23 protein-coding genes and 2 other annotated features are annotated in these 20,044 nt (G+C 41.5%); all 23 genes read right to left on the bottom strand.

Annotated elements, in window-relative coordinates; all coding sequences use genetic code 11:
* Positions 1-242 precede the first annotated feature (242 nt).
* Positions 243-848 carry a class I SAM-dependent methyltransferase gene (locus MHI46_RS00685; RefSeq protein ID WP_024425591.1) on the bottom strand — a complete coding sequence of 202 codons (606 nt, stop codon included), beginning with the start codon at positions 846-848 and terminating at the stop codon, positions 243-245.
* Positions 849-944: 96 nt separating this feature from the next.
* On the bottom strand, positions 945-1,310 hold the full coding sequence (rplL, locus tag MHI46_RS00680) for a 50S ribosomal protein L7/L12 (RefSeq protein ID WP_008345418.1): 366 nt from the start codon (positions 1,308-1,310) through the stop codon (positions 945-947).
* A gap of 48 nt (positions 1,311-1,358) precedes the next feature.
* Positions 1,359-1,859, bottom strand: a complete 501-nt coding sequence (rplJ, locus tag MHI46_RS00675) for a 50S ribosomal protein L10 (protein ID WP_024425590.1) — start codon at positions 1,857-1,859, stop codon at positions 1,359-1,361.
* A gap of 69 nt (positions 1,860-1,928) precedes the next feature.
* Positions 1,929-2,069, bottom strand: a sequence feature (ribosomal protein L10 leader region).
* A 49-nt stretch (positions 2,070-2,118) separates the two neighbouring features.
* On the bottom strand, positions 2,119-2,817 hold the full coding sequence (gene rplA / locus MHI46_RS00670) for a 50S ribosomal protein L1 (RefSeq protein WP_007496292.1): 699 nt from the start codon (positions 2,815-2,817) through the stop codon (positions 2,119-2,121).
* A gap of 99 nt (positions 2,818-2,916) precedes the next feature.
* Positions 2,917-3,342 carry a 50S ribosomal protein L11 gene (gene rplK / locus MHI46_RS00665; protein ID WP_003216956.1) on the bottom strand — a complete coding sequence of 142 codons (426 nt, stop codon included), beginning with the start codon at positions 3,340-3,342 and terminating at the stop codon, positions 2,917-2,919.
* Between the two features lie 171 nt (positions 3,343-3,513).
* Positions 3,514-4,047 (bottom strand): transcription termination/antitermination protein NusG, encoded by a 534-nt coding sequence (gene nusG / locus MHI46_RS00660; protein ID WP_003217197.1) that lies wholly within the window; start codon positions 4,045-4,047, stop codon positions 3,514-3,516.
* A gap of 171 nt (positions 4,048-4,218) precedes the next feature.
* The gene (secE, locus tag MHI46_RS00655; RefSeq protein WP_008345422.1) at positions 4,219-4,395 is read right to left on the bottom strand and encodes a preprotein translocase subunit SecE; all 177 of its coding nucleotides are present in this window, start codon (positions 4,393-4,395) and stop codon (positions 4,219-4,221) included.
* Positions 4,396-4,429: 34 nt separating this feature from the next.
* On the bottom strand, positions 4,430-4,579 hold the full coding sequence (gene rpmG, locus MHI46_RS00650; RefSeq protein ID WP_008356502.1) for a 50S ribosomal protein L33: 150 nt from the start codon (positions 4,577-4,579) through the stop codon (positions 4,430-4,432).
* 76 nt (positions 4,580-4,655) lie between these two features.
* On the bottom strand, positions 4,656-5,312 hold the full coding sequence (gene sigH, locus MHI46_RS00645; RefSeq protein ID WP_008345424.1) for an RNA polymerase sporulation sigma factor SigH: 657 nt from the start codon (positions 5,310-5,312) through the stop codon (positions 4,656-4,658).
* A gap of 63 nt (positions 5,313-5,375) precedes the next feature.
* Positions 5,376-5,888, bottom strand: a complete 513-nt coding sequence (gene rae1 / locus MHI46_RS00640; protein ID WP_024425589.1) for a ribosome-dependent mRNA decay endonuclease Rae1/YacP — start codon at positions 5,886-5,888, stop codon at positions 5,376-5,378.
* A 2-nt stretch (positions 5,889-5,890) separates the two neighbouring features.
* Positions 5,891-6,640: a 23S rRNA (guanosine(2251)-2'-O)-methyltransferase RlmB gene (gene rlmB, locus MHI46_RS00635; protein WP_024425588.1), complete on the bottom strand. Its 750-nt coding sequence runs from the start codon at positions 6,638-6,640 to the stop codon at positions 5,891-5,893.
* The gene (locus MHI46_RS00630) at positions 6,624-7,055 is read right to left on the bottom strand and encodes a Mini-ribonuclease 3 (RefSeq protein ID WP_024425587.1); all 432 of its coding nucleotides are present in this window, start codon (positions 7,053-7,055) and stop codon (positions 6,624-6,626) included. Before MHI46_RS00630 ends, rlmB begins: the two co-directional genes overlap by 17 nt.
* Before the next feature lie 3 nt (positions 7,056-7,058).
* Positions 7,059-8,459 carry a cysteine--tRNA ligase gene (gene cysS / locus MHI46_RS00625; protein WP_260775143.1) on the bottom strand — a complete coding sequence of 467 codons (1,401 nt, stop codon included), beginning with the start codon at positions 8,457-8,459 and terminating at the stop codon, positions 7,059-7,061.
* Positions 8,456-9,109, bottom strand: a complete 654-nt coding sequence (gene cysE / locus MHI46_RS00620; protein ID WP_034283914.1) for a serine O-acetyltransferase — start codon at positions 9,107-9,109, stop codon at positions 8,456-8,458. The genes cysS and cysE overlap by 4 nt, the downstream gene beginning before the upstream one ends.
* 82 nt (positions 9,110-9,191) lie before the next feature.
* Positions 9,192-9,422: a binding site (T-box leader), on the bottom strand.
* Positions 9,422-10,873, bottom strand: coding sequence for a glutamate--tRNA ligase (gene gltX / locus MHI46_RS00615; RefSeq protein WP_260775141.1), 1,452 nt, complete (start codon positions 10,871-10,873; stop codon positions 9,422-9,424). It overlaps the preceding feature by 1 nt.
* Positions 10,874-10,967: 94 nt before the next feature.
* The gene (gene ispF, locus MHI46_RS00610) at positions 10,968-11,444 is read right to left on the bottom strand and encodes a 2-C-methyl-D-erythritol 2,4-cyclodiphosphate synthase (RefSeq protein ID WP_003216928.1); all 477 of its coding nucleotides are present in this window, start codon (positions 11,442-11,444) and stop codon (positions 10,968-10,970) included.
* 3 nt (positions 11,445-11,447) lie between these two features.
* Positions 11,448-12,137, bottom strand: coding sequence for a 2-C-methyl-D-erythritol 4-phosphate cytidylyltransferase (ispD, locus tag MHI46_RS00605; protein ID WP_034665643.1), 690 nt, complete (start codon positions 12,135-12,137; stop codon positions 11,448-11,450).
* Between the two features lie 13 nt (positions 12,138-12,150).
* Positions 12,151-13,251 (bottom strand): PIN/TRAM domain-containing protein, encoded by a 1,101-nt coding sequence (locus tag MHI46_RS00600; protein WP_047203808.1) that lies wholly within the window; start codon positions 13,249-13,251, stop codon positions 12,151-12,153.
* A gap of 153 nt (positions 13,252-13,404) precedes the next feature.
* The gene (gene disA / locus MHI46_RS00595) at positions 13,405-14,484 is read right to left on the bottom strand and encodes a DNA integrity scanning diadenylate cyclase DisA (RefSeq protein WP_024425581.1); all 1,080 of its coding nucleotides are present in this window, start codon (positions 14,482-14,484) and stop codon (positions 13,405-13,407) included.
* A 2-nt stretch (positions 14,485-14,486) separates the two neighbouring features.
* Positions 14,487-15,866: a DNA repair protein RadA gene (gene radA / locus MHI46_RS00590; protein WP_025092231.1), complete on the bottom strand. Its 1,380-nt coding sequence runs from the start codon at positions 15,864-15,866 to the stop codon at positions 14,487-14,489.
* A 93-nt stretch (positions 15,867-15,959) separates the two neighbouring features.
* Positions 15,960-18,395 (bottom strand): ATP-dependent protease ATP-binding subunit ClpC, encoded by a 2,436-nt coding sequence (gene clpC, locus MHI46_RS00585; RefSeq protein WP_007496263.1) that lies wholly within the window; start codon positions 18,393-18,395, stop codon positions 15,960-15,962.
* Complete coding sequence (locus MHI46_RS00580; RefSeq protein ID WP_260775131.1) at positions 18,392-19,480, bottom strand: protein arginine kinase; 1,089 nt, start codon at positions 19,478-19,480, stop codon at positions 18,392-18,394. Before MHI46_RS00580 ends, clpC begins: the two co-directional genes overlap by 4 nt.
* Positions 19,481-19,484: 4 nt before the next feature.
* A complete protein-coding gene (locus tag MHI46_RS00575) occupies positions 19,485-20,042 on the bottom strand; it encodes a UvrB/UvrC motif-containing protein (protein ID WP_064497446.1) in 558 nt (185 codons plus the stop codon).
* Positions 20,043-20,044: the final 2 nt, after the last annotated feature.

Below are 20,044 nucleotides of genomic sequence, written 5' to 3'. Positions count from 1 at the left end.
CAAATCATGCGTATTATATGTGTAAAAAGTATTTCTGTCTTTCAAATGTCAGTAAAGAAATACTTTTACAAGACAAAAGAAAAAAGGGTTTCTAAAATAAGAAAACCACATCCAAAAACAAATACCGATTTTATTAGTTTTCCCAAGTATGCATAATTTATACAAAATAGTTGTTTTTTAAGCCTATCAAGCAAAATATACACATTGGCATTTTATAATGTTAACACAGCTAGGAAACTGCGTCAAACTTTTTTAGCTTTGATTATATAGTAGCCCTTTTTTTTCAATACAACCTCGACTTCTCCAAAGAGCTGCTCTAATTTTTCAATCGCAGATGGTCCACCTTGCTTTTTCTGAATAACCACCCACAACTCACCTTCCGGCAATAAATGATCAGCACTTTTTTCAAAGATCGCATGTACAACTTTCTTCCCTGCCCGTATTGGGGGATTGGTCAGTATAGAGGCAAAAGCAGCTGAGGAATGAACATTCGAGAACAAATCACTTTGATAGATGCGAACATTATCAATGCGATTATGTTTAGCGTTTTCCTTTGAAAGTTCGACTGCTCTTTCGTTCACATCAATCATATGAATGGTACGGCTAGTCATTTCGTTTGCTAACGATAAGCCGATCGGTCCATAACCGCAACCGACATCTAAGACATCGCCATCCAAGTCAGGTTCTTCGAAAGCTTCAATTAAAAGCCTTGAACCAAAGTCGACTTCTTTCTTAGAAAACACTCCACTGTCACTTGTAAAAGTAAAGGTACGGTTTCTCAAGGTGAAGTCCCATGTCTGTTTATTGCTTTTCACTGATGGCTTTTCCGTATAATAGTGGTCACTCATGGTGAATGGACCTCCTCTGGATTCAATCGTTTCAGGAGATTAGAAAAGAAAAAGCCCGCCAGTAAAAGCGAGCTTTCCCAAAAGATTAGGCGAAGATTACTTAACTTCTACAGAAGCGCCAACTTCTTCAAGCTTAGCTTTAAGTTCTTCAGCTTCTTCTTTAGCAATACCTTCTTTAAGTGGTTTTGGAGTGTTGTCAACAAGTTCTTTAGCTTCTTTCAAGCCAAGACCAGTGATTTCACGAACCACTTTGATAACTTTGATTTTTTGGTCTCCAGCACCAGCAAGTACTAGATCAAAATCAGTTTTTTCTTCAGCAGCAGCACCGCCACCAGCAGCTACAGCTACAGGAGCAGCAGCAGTTACGCCAAATTCTTCTTCGATTGCTTTTACTAAGTCGTTTAACTCAAGTACAGTTGCTTCTTTAACTGAAGCAATGATTTCTTCGATATTTAAAGCCATTTGTAATTCCTCCATTTTAAGTTTTTTTACGTAAACGTAAAGTACGCATTAAGCGCCTTGTTCTTCTTTTTGATCTGCAACTGCTTTAGTAGCAAGAGCAAGATTACGAACTGGAGCTTGAAGAACGCTAAGCAACATAGAAAGTAAGCCTTCGCGAGACGGAAGTTCCGCAAGAGCCTTCACTTCTTCTACAGTCGCTACGTTTCCTTCGATGACACCAGCTTTGATTTCTAAAGCTTCGTGGCTTTTCGCAAATTCGTTGATGATTTTCGCAGGTGCGATAACATCTTCGTTACTGAATGCGATAGCGTTTGGACCTGTTAAGAAATCGTTTAAACCCGTTAGTTCAACTTGTTCAACTGCACGGCGAGTCAAAGTGTTTTTGTAAACTTTGAATTCTACGCCAGCTTCACGAAGCTGTTTACGAAGTTCAGTCACTTCAGAAACTGAAAGACCGCGGTAATCTACAATGACAGTAGACATACTATCTTTAAATTTAGAAGTAATTTCATCAACGACAACTTTTTTAGTATCGATTGCATTGCTCATGGTTACACCTCCTGTACATTCTTTGTGTAACACTTATACCGATCAGGCCATCACGTTCCTAACGAACGGTTCTCCATATAAAAAGCCTCCATTAAGACATGGAGGCTGTATATACAAGCATACGTTAACGTAAGACTGTGACATATACACCTCGGCGGGTTAATTAAGCCATAAGGCCCCTGCTGTCTACGGTATAAATGGACATTATTCTATTTTACAACATTTTGATATTATCAAAATGGTTGTCATAAGTCAAGAATTATTTTGCAGAGAAAGAAGATGGATCCACTTTCACGCCAGGGCCCATAGTAGATGTAACAGAAACGTTTTTCACGTATACACCTTTAGCCGCTGCAGGTTTTGCTTTAAGGATTGTGTCATAGATTGTTGCAAAGTTCTCAACAAGCTTTTCGTCCTCGAAAGAAACCTTTCCGATTGGCGCGTGGATGTTACCAGCTTTATCAACGCGGTATTCTACTTTACCAGCTTTGATTTCATTGATTGCTTTTTCAACTTCGAACGTTACAGTTCCTGTTTTAGGGTTTGGCATAAGACCTTTTGGTCCAAGTACACGACCGATCTTACCAACTTCACCCATCATGTCAGGTGTCGCAACGATTACATCGAATTCGAACCAACCTTGTTGGATTTTAGTGATGTAATCAGAATCTCCAACGTAGTCTGCTCCAGCAGCTTCTGCTTCTTTTGCTTTTTCGCCTTTAGCGAACACAAGAACGCGTTGAGTTTTACCAGTTCCGTTAGGAAGTACAACTGCACCGCGGATTTGTTGATCGTTTTTACGAGGGTCTACGCCCAAACGAAAAGCAACTTCTACAGTCGCATCAAATTTCGCTGTATTTGCTTTTTTTGTAAGAGAAACAGCTTCAGCTACATCATACGCTTTAGTACGTTCGATCAGCTTAGCAGCTTCTACATACTTTTTACCTTTTTTAGCCATTATAAAAATCCTCCTTATGTGGTTTTAGCGGAATAACCTCCCACGAATAAGGGTTGCGAACTTGTCAAAACCAAACTCGCAACCCAACAAGACAAAAAATTAATCTTCGATGACAATACCCATACTGCGTGCAGTACCTTCAACCATGCGCATAGCTGATTCAACGCTAGCAGCGTTTAAGTCAGGCATTTTTGTTTCCGCGATTTCGCGTACTTTATCACGCTTAACAGTTGCCACTTTATTACGGTTAGGTTCACCAGAACCAGACTCAATACCAGCTGCTTTTTTAAGTAAAACTGCAGCAGGTGGAGTTTTAGTAATAAATGTAAATGAACGGTCTTCAAAAACCGAAATTTCAACAGGAATGATAAGACCAGCTTGGTCAGCTGTACGAGCGTTAAACTCCTTACAGAATCCCATGATATTAACACCGGCTTGACCTAGTGCAGGTCCAACTGGTGGAGCTGGGTTAGCTTTTCCAGCAGGAATTTGCAATTTAACAACTTTAACTACTTTTTTAGCCACGAGACACACCTCCTTAAAGTCCGTGATGTGGTAATAGGGGAATCCCCCTCCCACTCAACAACTTCATTCTTTATATGAATGACGAAATAACTAGCTAGCGATCTTGAGTGAACTCAAGACGTACCTTTGCTATATTACCACTTCTATACACTCATTTCAAGCTCTTTTGAATTACAATTTATCGATCTGCGTGAACTCAAGTTCAACAGGTGTTTCTCTACCAAACATATTAACGAATACTTTGACTTTGCTTTTATCGTAATCAATTTCTTCAATAGAGCCAGTGAAGTTAGCAAACGGTCCATCGATAACCTTAACTGTTTCTTTGAGCTCAAAGTCGATTTCTGTTTTGCGTTCTTCAAGACCCATTCTCTTCAGAATGGTTTCAGCTTCGCCTGGGAGCAGCGCAGTTGGCTTTGAGCCTGATCCTGCTGATCCAACGAATCCAGTGACACCCGGTGTATTACGAACAACATACCAAGAGTCGTCAGTCATCACGATTTCCACTAGGACATAGCCAGGGAATACTTTCTTTTTGACGACTTTTTTCTTACCATTTTTAATATCTGTTTCTTCTTCTTCTGGTACGACGACGCGGAAGATTTTATCCTGCATGCCCATTGATTCAACACGCTTTTCCAAGTTCGCTTTTACTTTATTTTCATAGCCAGAGTACGTATGCACAACATACCAATTCTTTTCCATTTTCGTTCAGGACTATTTAGTCCTTCCCTCCCCACATTTCATAATGTCTATTTGACGAATCTCGAGTACCGGTAAATATTTTCAAGCAATTGAAAAAACCCGTAAAACGGGTTTTTTGGCAAGTCATATTATGATCTATTATAGCACGTTCAGCAGACCATTATTCAAGTATTAATGAATTAATTCGATTAATTGTGAGATTCCTATATCAAGAAAAGAGAAAAAGATGGCAAAGAATACGACTGTTAAAATAACAGTGATTGTGTAGCGGACCATTTCGTTCTTCTTTGGCCAGCTGACCTTTTTCATTTCTTTTCCGACACTTTTTAAGAAACTGATAATACGCATGTAAAAGACCTCCACAGAATAAAGAACGCAAATCTTACTTCGTTTCTAAATGTGTTTTATGTGAATTACAAGTCTTGCAATATTTCTTAACTTCTAATCTTTCAGCTGCTGAAGCAACACTTTTCATTGTCGTATAATTGCGGCTTCCGCAGTCTTTACAGGCTAGAGTAATCTTTTTCCTCATATTTACACCTATTTTCTCGACATCATTTCATTAGTACCTTATCACAGTGTCGAAAAAGCTGTCAATATAGGTTTGATTAGAGACTAATCTCGCGAAGCTCTAAATATTTCTCTAATTTTCTCTTTACTCTTTGGAGTGCGTTATCAATTGATTTCACATGACGGTTTAAATCTTCAGAAATCTCTTGATAGGATCTGCCATCAAGATAAAGCACAAGTACCTTTCTTTCCAGCTCGCTAAGCAGTTCACCCATCTTCATTTCGATATCATCAAATTCTTCTTTGCTAATGATTAAGTCTTCTGGGTTAAGCGCTTTAGCACCGGAAATGACATCCAATAATGTTCTGTCCGATTCTTCATCGTAGATCGGCTTGTCTAATGATACATAGGAATTTAACGGGATATGTTTTTGGCGAGTAGCTGTTTTAATTGCGGTGATAATTTGGCGGGTAATACATAATTCTGCAAAAGCCTTAAATGAAGTAAGCTTGTCCTCTCTGAAATCGCGGATAGACTTATAAAGTCCGATCATTCCCTCTTGGACAATGTCCTCTCGATCCGCTCCTATCAAGAAATAAGATCTTGCTTTCGCACGTACAAAATTGCGGTATTTCGTTATTAAATAATCTAGCGCATCACTATCTCCGACATGAACCCTTTCAATGACTTGTTCATCTTCCAACTGGCAAAATTGCTCTCTGATGGACTTACCCTTGCTGTTGTTTAGATTCACTTCGATCCCCCCGACCGCACCTAGATAGAAATATTATACATTAATGGTTGAAATATCGTCAAGCTATTCCAGATTCCCGCGCCGCCATTTTTCAAACGTTTTCAATACATCTTCTGACAATTCAATCTTAGATGCTGGTTTATCAGAAGTAATCTTTTTGACTCTCGTTTCAATCTTTCGTTCTATCACTTCAATCTCTCTTAAAAGCTCACGAGCCGACTTCCGAAGAGCTCCTTGTCCAAAAATAGCCCATTGTTCCGTAAAATCTGAGGTTGCCACATGAATTTGCGTCCGAATATTATTCAAATCCTGCGCCAGCTTTTCAATCCGCTCATCCGCCGTTTCATTCTCTCTCGTAAAGATGACCTCTACTCGGTGATTGGTCCGCTTCTTTTCAATTCCTTTGACCATATGGGCATCGAATACGACAATGACTCGATACCCTGTGTATGCTTGATATTCTGCTAAATGTTGAATCAGCACGTCTCTGGCTTCTTCAAAGCTGTTTTCCTTTAAGTGCTGCAGCTGAGGCCATGCACCTATCATGTTGTATCCATCGACTAAGAGGATATCCATCTCTATTCTCCTAACGGATAACGTTTTCGATACACTTCATACATCAATAGACCAGCGGCAACTGATGCATTTAAAGAAGTAACCTTCCCGGCCATAGGCAGTTTAATCAGAAAATCACACTTTTCCTTAATCAATCGGCCAATTCCTTTTCCTTCACTGCCAATCACAAGAGCCAGCGGCATTGTACCATCAAATTGTCTGTAATCCTGTTTAGCAGACGCATCTGTTCCCGCAACCCAGATTCCTCTTTCTTTCATTTCATCAAGGGCTCTTGAAAGATTGGTCACTTTTGCAACAGGAATATGCTCAATTGCTCCAGTGGATGCCTTAGCAACTGTTGTTGTTAGACCGACCGCTCTCCTTTTTGGAATGACAATCCCGTGTGCCCCTACAGCATCTGCCGTACGCATAATCGATCCTAAATTATGCGGATCTTCAATTTCATCTAAGATCAGAAAGAATGGCTGCTCATTCCGCTTTTCAGCGATTTGATACAGATCGTCCAATTCTGCATATTCATATGCTGCTACTTGTGCAACGATTCCCTGGTGCTGACCTGTCACCATTTGATCAAGCTTTTTCCTCGGAACATACTGAATGGTGATATTTTGCTTTTTAGCGAGTTCAATGACCTGCTGGGCTTGTCCTTTTACAGTGTTTTCTGCCATCCAGAGCTTGTATAACTCCCGATCTGACTTCAGTGTCTCAATCACTGCATTTTTCCCAATGACATAATCATGTTGCTGACTCATTTGTCTTCCTCCCTGACGTTCCGATTTCAATCGCCTGACCAATCAGCTCTTCTAAGCGTTCGTCCTGCTTTTCGATAAATAAATAACCCATGAGCGCTTCAAACGCTGTACTATAACGATACGTTTGAACGTCTGTGTTTTTAGGCACTGTGCCTGATTTTGCGTTTCTTCCTCTTTTCAGCACCGCTTCTTCTGCTTCAGTGAAAAAGCCTTGCTGCTGAAGCGTAAATAAAATAGCAGCCTGTGATTTAGCTGAAACAATTTTGCTTGCTCGTTTGTGCAGCTCATTTGGTTTTGTCGCCCCCGTTTGGAGGAGGTGATGCCTCACATATACTTCAAAAATGGCATCACCCATATAAGCTAGCGCAAGTCCGTTCAGCTGTTTACCGTCTTTCAGCTTTTCAAAATTCAACATTGCCTATTCTCCTCTTTTCCAGCGAGTACCTTGAGGAGTGTCCTCCAACACAATATTCATGTTCTTTAATTGGTCACGAATTTGATCAGATAGGGCAAAATCACGATTTCTTCTAGCTTCATTACGTTTTTCAATTAACGCTTCTACCTCTTCGTCAAGCGTGTGCTTTTCTTCTAATGAGAAGCCAAGAACAGACGTAATTTCTTGGAACAAGCCGATAAATGCCTTGATCACTTCCTCCGAAGTATGATCATTTTCCATATAATAATTCGCCTGTTTCGCTAATTCGAATAAAACAGAGATCGCATTTGCTGTATTGAAGTCATCATTCATTTCAGAAATAAATGTCGCACGCTGTTCTTCAATTTTTGCCAGCCATTCAGCATTGTCTTCCGTGATATTCGTGCTGCTCTCAAGGCGATGGTGTAAATTCGCATACGATGTTTTGAGTCGGTTAAATGCACTCTTTGTACTTTCTAATAAATCCATTGAGTAGTTAATTGGGTGACGATAGTGAACCGACAACATAAAGAAGCGGAGCACATCAGGATCTTGTTCTTTCACAATGTCATGCACCAGCACAAAGTTGCCAAGTGATTTTGACATTTTTTCATTATCAATATTAATATACCCGTTATGCATCCAATACTTCGCAAAAGGCTTCCCTGTCAAAGCCTCAGATTGGGCAATTTCATTCTCATGGTGTGGGAATGTTAGATCCTGTCCGCCAGCATGAATGTCGATCGTATCACCTAAATATTTTTTGACCATTGCCGAGCATTCGATGTGCCAGCCTGGGCGTCCTTCGCCCCATGGGCTATCCCAAGAGATTTCCTGATCCTTTGCAGCCTTCCACAGGGCAAAGTCCAGTGCATCTCGTTTCTTTTCACCTACACGAATACGGGCACCTGTCTTCAGCTCATCAATCGATTGATGAGAAAGCTTTCCATAGCCTTCAAATGAGCGTGTGCTGTAATACACGTCGCCATCTGCTTCATAGGCGTAGCCTTTTTCAATCAATGTCGCAATAAACGCAATGATATCATCCATGTTTTCCGTTACTCGCGGGTGAAGGTCTGCTTTTTTGCAGCCTAGTGCACTGACGTCTTTAAAGTAGGCTTGGATAAACCGGTCAGCAATTGTCGGCACATCTTCTCCGAGTTCATTGGCTGCCTTGATGAGTTTATCATCTACATCTGTAAAGTTTGATACAAAGTTCACATCGTAACCGCTGTATTCTAAATACTTACGTACAGTGTCATAAACAATAGCAGGTCTAGCATTCCCGATATGAATGTAGTTATAAACGGTTGGTCCGCACACATACATCTTGACCTTTCCTGGCTCAAGCGGGACAAATTCTTCCTTCTTGCGTGTCAATGTATTATAAATATTGATTGTCATGATTGTTCTTCCTTTCTGCTCAATGAAGCCAGCTCACCTTTTAGCTTTTCCATTTCTCGTTCCAATTCTTTAAAACGATCGGAAATTGGATCTGGCAAATCTTGATGATTGAGATCACGATTGATTTTCTTTCCATTTTGAACGACGACTCGCCCAGGTATACCAACAACGGTGGAATGGTCGGGTACGTCCTTTAACACGACCGACCCCGCTCCAATCTTGGCTCCTTTTCCAACTGTAATGGAACCAAGCACCTTGGCACCTGTCGCAATAAGGGCATCGTCTAAAATGGTCGGATGCCGCTTTCCCTTTTCTTTCCCTGTTCCCCCTAATGTCACGCCTTGGAAAACAGTGACGTTGTCTCCAATTTCACATGTTTCCCCGATCACAACGCCCATGCCGTGATCAATGAAGAACCGCCTGCCAATGGTTGCCGCCGGGTGAATTTCTACCCCTGTGAAAAAACGGCTGACCTGAGAAATGATTCGCGCAATAAAATACAGCTTCCGCTTATAAAATGCGTGCGCAATACGGTGAGCCCAAATCGCATGAAGCCCTGAATAGGTTAGCACTACTTCAATATAGCTTCTAGCAGCAGGATCTTGATCAAACACAGTATCAATATCTTCTTTCAGCATTTTGAAAAACACATGCTCCCCCCGTTCTTCCCCATCAATCTCTCTTAGGACTTGCTCTCTTTTTTTGGACAAATAAAAAACGCCTCTGCCAAATGACAGAGACGTTTTGAAAACGCGGTTCCACTCTGTTTAGAAAGCCACTTATCTTTCAGCCTTCTCAACTTAATCCCATAACGGAGGGTACCGCCCTTGCATACTAACGTACGTGTTCCTCAAGGGTCTTGAGGGTGCATTTCCAACGTCTGCCCATAAGTCTCTTTCAGCCGGTGGAGACTCTTTCTGTGATGGACGAGTACATTGTACTTCTCCCTCGCAACGATTTCCTTATATTTGTTTAATGCGGTTTAATACCGTTTCTTTACCTAGTAATTCAATACTTTGCGGAAGTTCTGGGCCATGCGTTTGTCCTGTGACAGCCACACGAATCGGCATGAATAGTTTCTTGCCTTTATGCCCTGTTTCTTTTTGTACCGCTTTAATGGCAGCCTTGATTTCATCAGGTGTGAAAGACTCAAGCTCTTCAAGCTGACCTGCAAAAGATGCCATGACTTCTGGTACTTGCTCCTCTGCTAGAACTTCCTTTGCCTCTTGATTATACTCAATTTGCTCCTTAAAGAACAACTCTGTTAACTCAACAATTTCTGCTCCGTAGCTTAATTGTTCGTGATACAGAGAAATAAGCTTGCGTACCCACGTGTTTTCTTCTTCTGTCAGCTGCTCACTTACCTTGCCTGCTTTTTGAAGATGCGGAAGTGTTAGTGCCACAACCTGATCAAGATCAAGTGCTTTCACGTATTGGTTGTTCACCCATTTTAGTTTATGCATATCAAATAGAGCTGGTGACTTAGAAAGTCGATTCACATCGAAAATGTCGATGAATTGCTCTTTTGTAAACAGTTCTTCTTCGCCTACTGGAGACCATCCAAGTAATGCAATGAAGTTAAACAGGGCTTCAGGTAAATAGCCTAAATTCTTATATTGCTCGATGAATTGAATAATTGATTCATCACGTTTACTTAATTTCTTGCGGTTTTCGTTCACAATCAACGTCATATGTCCGAATAGCGGAACATCCCAGCCAAATGCATTAAAAACCATAATTTGTTTAGGCGTATTTGAAATATGATCCTCTCCGCGAAGAACGTGAGTCATTTTCATCAAATGATCATCCACAGCTACGGCAAAGTTATAAGTTGGCGTGCCATCTTTCTTCACAATAACAAAGTCACCGATGCCGTCTGTTTCAAACGAAATATCGCCTTTAACCATGTCGTCAAATTTGATGATTTCTCCTTTTGGCACTCGGAAGCGGATGCTTGGCTCTCTTCCTTCAGCAATTAGCTTGTCCTCTTCTTCTTTTGATAAATGACTGCATTTACCAGAATATCGAGGCATTTCACTGCGGGCGATTTGTGCTTCACGCTCTGCCTCTAGCTCTTCAGCCGTACAATAGCACTTATACGCCAAGTCCTTCTCTAACAGCTCGTCATAATATTTTTTGTAAATATCATTTCGCTCTGATTGTCTGTAAGGACCGTAACCGCCATCTTTATCAATGCTCTCATCCCAATCAATACCGAGCCATTGCAAGTGGCGAAGCTGGCTTTCCTCCCCGCCTTCTACATTACGCTTTTGATCCGTATCCTCGATTCGAATAATAAATTTGCCGCCTTGGCTGCGTGCGAACAAATAGTTGAAAAGAGCCGTTCTAGCATTCCCAATATGTAAATGACCAGTTGGACTCGGTGCATAACGAACACGCACTTCATTTCCCATGAGTTTAACTTCCTTTCATCTGCATCATGTTGTCTGACACCAATTTTTTATAAACGTATTTTATCATCAAAACCCATTCTCATCAAAATGGATTTTACTTTTTCTGAAGAAGCACTGTTGCCTGAGAGGCAATTCCTTCGCCTCTTCCTGTAAATCCGAGTTTCTCTGTCGTTGTTGCTTTGACGTTCACCTGTGTGACATCTGCCTCAAGTGCTTCTGCAATTTTCTCACACATTGGTTGAATGTAAGGTGCCATTTTTGGTTTTTGCGCCATAATGGTGCAATCAATATTCACAAGTGTGTAGCCTTTTTCTTTCACAAGTGCCCACACATGCTGCAATAATTTAAAAGAATCTGCATCCTTAAACTCAGGGTCAGTGTCCGGGAAATGTCTGCCGATATCTCCCTCAGCAATCGCACCTAGACATGCATCTGCCACTGTGTGAAGCAGTACGTCAGCGTCTGAATGCCCTAGCAGTCCCTTTTCATAAGGGATGGTGACCCCGCCGATAATTAGAGGTCTTCCCTCTGTTAATTGATGTACATCAAAGCCTTGTCCTATTCTCAACATGATCTAGTACCCTCTTTCCGCATCCATAATTGCCTTGGCAACCAATAAATCATCCGGTGTTGTCAGCTTAATATTGGTATAGTCGCCTTGGACAATATACACATTCTCGCCATGTAATTGTTCAACAAGGCTGGCGTCGTCTGTTCCAAGGAAGCCTGTCCGCTCCGCATATTCATGCGCCTCTTTTAAAATAGAATGACGAAAAGCTTGTGGGGTCTGGACCGCCCACAAGCTCTGACGTTCAATGGTTTGTTCCACTTTGCCTTCTTGAACGCGTTTGATTGTGTCTTTCACTGGTACCGCTACAACTGCGGAGCCTTTTTCAATCGCTGCTTTAACGAGCAAGTCAATCTGTGTATGCTTAATAAAAGGCCTTGCCCCATCATGAACAAGCACGATGTCTGCATCTTTCACAGCCTTTAATCCTTCGTATACACTTTGCTGACGTTCTTCACCGCCAGTGACAAGTGAAACAGGCGTTTGAAAAGCGTGTACCTTGAGTAGCCTTTCAAAGTCTTGACGCTCCTCCTCATTGATCGCTAGGATCATGCGTTTGCATTGTGAATGAGCGTCAAACACCTTTAATGTATGAATGATGACCGGCATTCTTTTCAGCTCGATAAAAAGCTTATTGCGGCCGGCCTTCATTCGTTTCCCCTGCCCCGCAGCCGGAATAACTACTTCATAATACATGTTCGTTCTCCCTTTAGAGCGCCTTCTCCAGAAGTTTTGGCTTCGCAAAAATCATTCTTCCAGCAGCAGTCTGCAGCACACTAGTGACGAGTACATCGATGTCTTTTCCAATGTAATTGCGTCCTTCTTCGACCACAATCATCGTACCGTCATCTAAGTAAGCAACACCTTGGTTATGCTCTTTCCCATCTTTGATGACCTGTACCTTCATTTCTTCCCCAGGCAGTACAACCGGTTTAACTGCATTGGCTAGATCATTGATGTTTAACACTGCTACTTTTTGAAGTTCGCATACTTTATTTAAATTAAAATCATTGGTCACAACAACACCTGAAGTTAATTTCGCGAGCTTCACAAGCTTGCTATCAACCTCTTGAATGTCTTCGAAGTCACCTTCGTAAATTTCAACTTTAATATCCAACTCTTTTTGAATACGATTTAAAATATCAAGACCTCTTCGGCCTCTATTTCTCTTTAATACATCTGAGGAGTCTGCAATATGCTGTAATTCCTCGAGTACAAATTGAGGAATAACCATGACGCCTTCTAAGAATCCAGTTTGGCAAATATCTGCGATTCTTCCATCAATGATAACACTTGTGTCTAAAATTTTCAGCTTTTTATCTTCTATTTCAGGTTCGTCATCAGCTGCTCCTTTTTTCTTGCTGACCTTTGCAGACCGGGAGAACAGCCCCATCATTTCATCCTTCTTCTTAAAGCCTACCTGAAACCCAAGGTATCCTAAAAAGAAAGCCAGGAAAATCGGAATAATGGTACCAAAAATATGATATGGGATATTGTTTAGCGGGATCACGTTTACAATAAGATATGCTAGAATAAGTCCAAATACTAATCCGAAACTTCCAGATATAAGATCAGGAAGAGGCGCCTTCAATAGAGAATCCTCGATCCATTTCACCCAATTTACCACATAACCTGTGCACCATTTGCCGATGATCAAGAATACAGCGGCTCCTATTAGTGCTGAAGAGTAAGCATTTGTTATGAAAGGTATGTCCTTTACATTTAAAAGCAGAAATAACTCTGGAATGATAAAAATCCCCACAACTGCACCAAAAATGATAAAAAACGCCTGAACGATTCTTTTTAACATACCTTCACCTCCTTTATTTTTCATCTGTCAATCCACCTTCATCTGACATTGATATATGTTTAAGTTTCCTATCATGAGCAACAGAAAACAAAACCATCATTAATATACCCATATTCATCCATTTTTAACCGTAATAGAGAAAAATTTCTCTTCTTAAAGCTGACGGTCGATATAATGTTTTTCTTGTAACCTTTTTAATCCTTTTTTTATCTTTTTCGCTCTTACTTCTCCAATTCCTTCTACTTCATCCAATTCTTGTACATCGGCTTCCATAATTCGATCTAGCACACCGAATGCTTCAACCACATTTTCAACGATCGGCATTGGCAATCTAGGGATTTTATGGAGCAACCTGTATCCTCTTGTGTACACATATTCGTCAATATTTGTAGAAGCTGGATATCCAAGTAACTTGTACAGAATGGAATCATCTAAAAGCTCAAAGCTCGACATATCTTGAAGTTGTTTAAGCAGCACATACGGATCTTTGATCTTTTCTTTCACGTAATCTTTAATAAATAAAGCCGCTTCCTGCTCCATATCTGTAATCAGCTCATTGACCTGCAGACGGATCAAGTGTCCCTCTGTTCCAAGCTCTTTGATATACATATTGATTTCATTTTTGATTCTAAGAACCATTTCGTAGCGGTGCAGCACGGATAATACATCACCAAAGGTCACAAGCTCTTCAAATTCTAGGGCGCTTAACGCAGAAATGGCGTGATCTAAAATGGTTTTATATTTCTCAAGTGTTTGAATGGCTTGATTCGCCTTTGTTAAAATAAAACCAATATCTTTCAGCGTATAACGACGATTCCCTTGGTATAAGGTAATGACGTTCCTCCGTTCAGAAATGGCAATGATTAAGCAGCCTGTCTGCTTCGCTACACGTTCAGCCGTCCGGTGCCTCATGCCTGTTTCCGATGAATGGATGGTGGCATCTGGCATCAGCTGTGTATTCGCATACAAGATTTTTTGACCAGAATCGCTAAGAATAATCGCCCCGTCCATCTTCGCCAATTCATATAAATGTGCTGGAGAGAAGGCAGAATTAATGTGAAATCCTCCATCTACCACACTCTTTACTTTGTCATTATAACCAACAACAATGAGCCCGCCAGTATTGGCTCGCAAGACGTTTTCAATCCCTGCCCGCAGAGGTGTTCCTGGTGCCACAAACTGTACAATATCTAAGAGATCGAGTTCTCTCGCTCCTTTTTTCTCTTTTTCCATTTCTATGATCCCCCTAGTGAAATTCGAAGTGCCTCCGCTACATTTTCTACACCAACTAACTCAATCCCTCTCGGCTTTTTCCATCCGTCTATATTCGCCTGAGGAATAAACATTCGCTTAAATCCTAGTTTCGCAGCTTCCTGCACTCGCTGTTCAATTCTTGATACTCTTCTGACTTCTCCCGTCAGACCGACCTCTCCTATAAAGCAATCCGCTTGATGCGGCGCTGCGTCTTTAAAGCTTGATGCAATACTGACGGCAATAGCTAAGTCAATCGCCGGTTCGTCAAGCTTCACACCGCCTGCGACCTTTAAATACGCATCTTGGTTTTGCAAGAGCAGCCCCACGCGTTTTTCTAAAACTGCCATGAGCAGCGATACTCGATTATGATCAAGGCCAGTGGCCATTCTTCGCGGATTCCCAAAGCTTGTCGGGGAAATTAATGCCTGTATCTCGACAAGTACGGGTCTTGTTCCTTCCATTGAGGCAACAACACACGAACCAGATACACCTGCCGACCGCTCTTCTAAAAAGATTTCTGATGGGTTTAATACTTCCGTGAGTCCTTCCTCTCTCATTTCAAAAATCCCCAATTCATTCGTTGAACCAAATCGGTTTTTGACCGCCCGTAAGATACGAAATGTATGATGACGTTCACCTTCAAAATAAAGAACCGTGTCCACCATATGCTCTAAAAGGCGTGGACCTGCGATCGAGCCTTCTTTGGTCACGTGACCAACGATAAAAATAGGAATCCCATTTGTCTTGGCAATTTTCATCAGCTGTGCTGTACATTCTCTTACTTGAGATACAGAGCCGGGAGCTGAAGTGATATCGCTTTGATAAACGGTTTGAATCGAATCCACCACAACAAAAGCCGGTTTCATCTCCTGTATAGCAGACGTTATATACTCCATATCGGTTTCAGCCAAAACATGTAAAGAGGCGCTTTCAATGCCAAGGCGGTCCGCTCTTAGCTTCGTTTGTTTAATGGACTCCTCACCAGATATGTACAACACATTCTGATTTTTATCTGAAAGCTGTGCTGATACTTGTAATAATAATGTGGACTTCCCAATCCCAGGGTCTCCGCCAATAAGAACAAGAGAGCCTTTGACAATTCCACTTCCTAATACTCGGTTAAATTCTTCTAAATTCGTTTTAATTCGGGGTTCTTCGGATGTTTCAATTGCAGATATAGGTGAAGGTTTTTGAATGGTTTGAACAGAATGATTAAAAGCACTACGACGGTTTGCCGGCTCTTTGCGAACGACCTCTTCTGTCATACTGTTCCACGTGCCGCAGCCTGGACATTTCCCCATCCATTTGGCTGACTCATAACCGCACGATTGGCATATAAATTTTGATTTTGTCTTAGCCATAGATTGAAGAATACAACTCCTTATACTGGTCAGAAAATAAGTAAAGGGAGGCATACACCTTGCTGGTATGCCTCACACTTTTTTCTTACTATATTAGTTCGTAGCAGCCGTCGCTTTTACGACAATTTCTCCATCTTCCACATCTAATACGATATGTTGACCTTTTTCAATATTGCCCTTCAGAAGCTCCTCAGAAAGTCGATCTTCTACATGCTTTTGAATCGCTCTTCTTAACGGACGCGCACCGTACTCAAGATCTACTCCTTCGTCGGCAATCTTCGCTTTTGCTGCTTCCGTCAATTCAATTGAAAGGTCTTGTTCTTTTAATCGTTTTGTCAATTGATCAGACATGAGAGACACGATCTCTTTGAGATGTTTCTTCTCAAGCGAGTGGAAGACAATGATTTCATCAATACGGTTGATAAACTCAGGTCTAAACGCACGTTTCAACTCGCCCATCACTTTGCCTTTCATATCCTTGTAATTTTGACTTTCATCCTGCACGTTAAAGCCAACGTATTTATTGCGCTTCAGCTCACTAGCTCCAACGTTTGATGTCATAATCAAAATCGTATTTCTAAAGTCAACGGTACGCCCTTTAGAATCCGTCAGACGACCATCTTCTAATACTTGCAGTAAGATATTAAATACATCTGGATGAGCCTTTTCAATCTCGTCTAATAGAACGACAGAATAAGGTTTTCTTCTCACTTTTTCAGTCAGCTGTCCACCTTCATCATAACCGACATATCCTGGAGGTGACCCAACAAGTCTGGATGTAGAGTGTTTCTCCATGTATTCAGACATATCAATACGGATCATTGCTTCTTCATCACCGAAAATAGACTCGGCGAGTGCTCTTGCAAGCTCTGTTTTACCAACCCCTGTTGGTCCTAAGAAGATAAAGGAACCGATTGGACGTTTTGGATCTTTTAGGCCTGCACGCGCACGTCTCACAGCTTTCGCTACAGCAACAACTGCTTCATCCTGCCCGATCACACGAGAGTGGAGTAATTGTTCCATATTCAGAAGCTTATCTGTCTCCGTTTGAGCAATTTTTGAAACAGGCACTCCCGTCCAGCTGGAAACGACCATTGCGATATCATCTACAGATACCTCTGAATTCTCTTGTCCCTGCTTTTCTTTCCATGATTTCTTTGTCACTTCTACTTTTTCACGCAAACGCTGCTCTGTATCGCGAAGAGAAGCTGCTTTTTCAAATTCTTGACTTTGAACTGCCGCATCCTTTTCCTTGCGTACTTCATCCAGCTTTTGCTCTAGTTCTTTTAGGTTAGGCGGTGTTGTGAACGAACGCAAACGGACTTTCGAACCTGCCTCATCAATTAAATCAATCGCCTTATCTGGAAGGAATCTGTCAGAGATATAACGGTCAGACAGCTTCACTGCCGCCTCAATCGCTTCATCTGTAATAGACACACGGTGATGTGCTTCATACCGGTCTCTAAGTCCTCTTAAGATTTGAATACTCTCATCAACAGAAGGCTGATCTACTTGAATTGGCTGGAAACGTCGTTCAAGCGCAGCATCCTTTTCAATGTATTTACGGTACTCATCTAATGTTGTCGCTCCAATACATTGAAGCTCACCACGTGCTAAAGATGGTTTTAGAATATTAGACGCATCAATTGCACCCTCTGCTCCACCAGCACCAATGAGTGTATGAAGCTCATCGATAAAGAGAATGATATTTCCTGCCTGACGAATTTCGTCCATGACTTTTTTCAAACGATCCTCGAATTCACCACGATATTTCGTTCCAGCTACAACGGTTCCCATATCCAGTGTCATCACTCGTTTATCACGCAGGATTTCAGGCACTTCGTTATGAATAATTTGCTGTGCAAGACCTTCTGCGATGGCTGTTTTACCAACACCAGGCTCACCAATCAGCACAGGGTTATTTTTTGTTCTTCTACTTAGAACCTCAATGACACGTTGAATTTCTTTGCTTCGGCCAATGACTGGGTCCAAGCTGTCCTCTTTTGCAATAGCAGTCAAATCTCTTGCCAAGCTATCAAGTGTTGGTGTATTTGCATTGCTATTAGAGCCTGCCGCAGATGCACCTGTTTCATTGCTTCCAAGCAGCTGCAGGACTTGCTGACGTGCTTTATTTAAGCTCACTCCGAGGTTATTTAAGACACGGGCAGCGACACCCTCTCCCTCACGAATAAGACCTAATAGAATATGTTCTGTCCCTACATAGGAATGACCTAGCTTTCTTGCTTCATCCATTGAAAGCTCAGTGACTTTCTTCGCTCTAGGCGTATAATGAGGAATAGCTTGAGACACCTCTTGCCCTCTTCCAATCAAGCTTTCGACTTCTTTTTGGATTTTATCTGAAACAAGGCCCAGTGCTTCTAACGCTTTGGCAGCGATGCCCTCCCCTTCACGTACAAGGCCAAGTAAAATGTGCTCAGTACCAATATTCTTATGGCCTAGGCGAATGGCTTCTTCTTGTGCAAGTGCTAATACCTTTTGAGCTCTTTCAGTGAATCTTCCAAACATCATATCGTTTCATCCTCCTGTCCATTCCTATGCATTTCTAAGCGCAGCCTTTCTCTAATAATCGCTGCTCGTTTTATATCTCGTTCATTTGGCTCCAAGGCTCCTCCTGAATATTGTTGAAGGAAACCAGGCTGGGTCAAAATCATGAGTTCATTCAGTATATTACTTGAAAGCCCCTTAATGATACCTAAATCAATTCCAAGCCGCACATCTGACAAACACTTTGCTGTTTCTTTTGATTCAATCATACGACAATTAGCCAAAATCCCTAAGGACCGGTACACTCTGTCCTCAAGTTCAATTTTAGATGTTTGATATAATGCTTTTCGTGCAGATCGCTCTTGTTCAATGAGCTGAGCGGTCACACTATTCAAGTCATCTACAATGTCTTCTTCTGATTGACCAAGTGTCATTTGATTTGAAATTTGAAAGATGTTCCCTATTGCTTCGCTGCCCTCACCATAAATTCCTCTGACCACAAGTCCTAATTGATTAATGGCGGGAATAATACGATTCATTTGTCTCGTGAGCGCTAATGCCGGTAAATGCATCATGACCGAAGCCCTAATACCTGTACCTACATTAGTCGGACAGCTTGTTAAGTATCCTCGCTTTTCAGAAAATGCATAATCCACTTGCTCTTCAATCCAGTCATCTACCTGATTAGCCGCTTTTAGTGCATTGGCTAGCTGAAAACCTGGGAATAAGCATTGGATTCGAATATGGTCTTCTTCATTCAACATCACACTAATTTCTTCATTCTCAGAAAGCAAACAGCCGCCAAATCTTGATTCAGCTAAATTTGGGCTAATCAAGTGCTTTTCAACAAGTACCCTCTTTGCTAAAGGCTGCGTTTCATTCATTCGAATCAGAACAAAGTTTCCAATGTCCTTCACTTCCTGGCTAGCAAACTTTTGCTCGAATTGCTGGAGAACAGCTTCAGCTTCTTCTTGAGAAAACTGAGTTGGGAAACGAACATGCTCTAGATTGCGCGCTAGCCGGATTCGACTGCTTAGAACAATGTCACTTTCTGGTCCTTTTTGTTTCATCCACTGACTTAGAGCGTCTTGAATAAAATGCTGGAGCATGTCGTTAATCTCCCTCCCTCTGCTGAGATTGCTCATGCTCTAATGCACGAATTTGATCTCGAACTTCTGCTGCTTTTTCGAACTCTTCCTGTTCAATCAGCTGCTTCAGCTCTTGCTGCATTAACTCAAGTTTCCGGCGGACATGCAGGCTGCCGGCAATTCGTTTTGGGACTTTCCCATTATGGACTGTATTTCCACTATGGACTTTCCGTAAAACAGGGTTCAGATACTGATCAAATGTACGATAGCATTCTGCACAGCCAAATCGGCCTGTTTTTCTGAACTGCTGAAAGGTTAAGCCACACTTAGGACATTGATCCACTTCTTTTGCTTCTTGAAAAATAGACGAGCTCTTGTTAGCACTTGTGGTGAAGCTAGGATCAATATTTAATAAGCCTGATAATAAGTTGTGAATCGAGAAACCTTGGTTTCCACTCATAGCATATGAATCACTGTTTTCTTTTGCACATTGTTCACATATGTGCATTTCTTGTTTTTCTCCATTTATAACTTTCGTAAAGTGAAAAGTGGCTGGTCTCTCATTACATTCTTGACAAATCAATC

This window comes from Bacillus sp. FSL K6-1000 (assembly GCF_038630785.1).
Lineage (GTDB): Bacteria > Bacillota > Bacilli > Bacillales > Bacillaceae > Bacillus > Bacillus safensis.
This window is presented reverse-complemented; position numbering and strand designations above follow the sequence as displayed.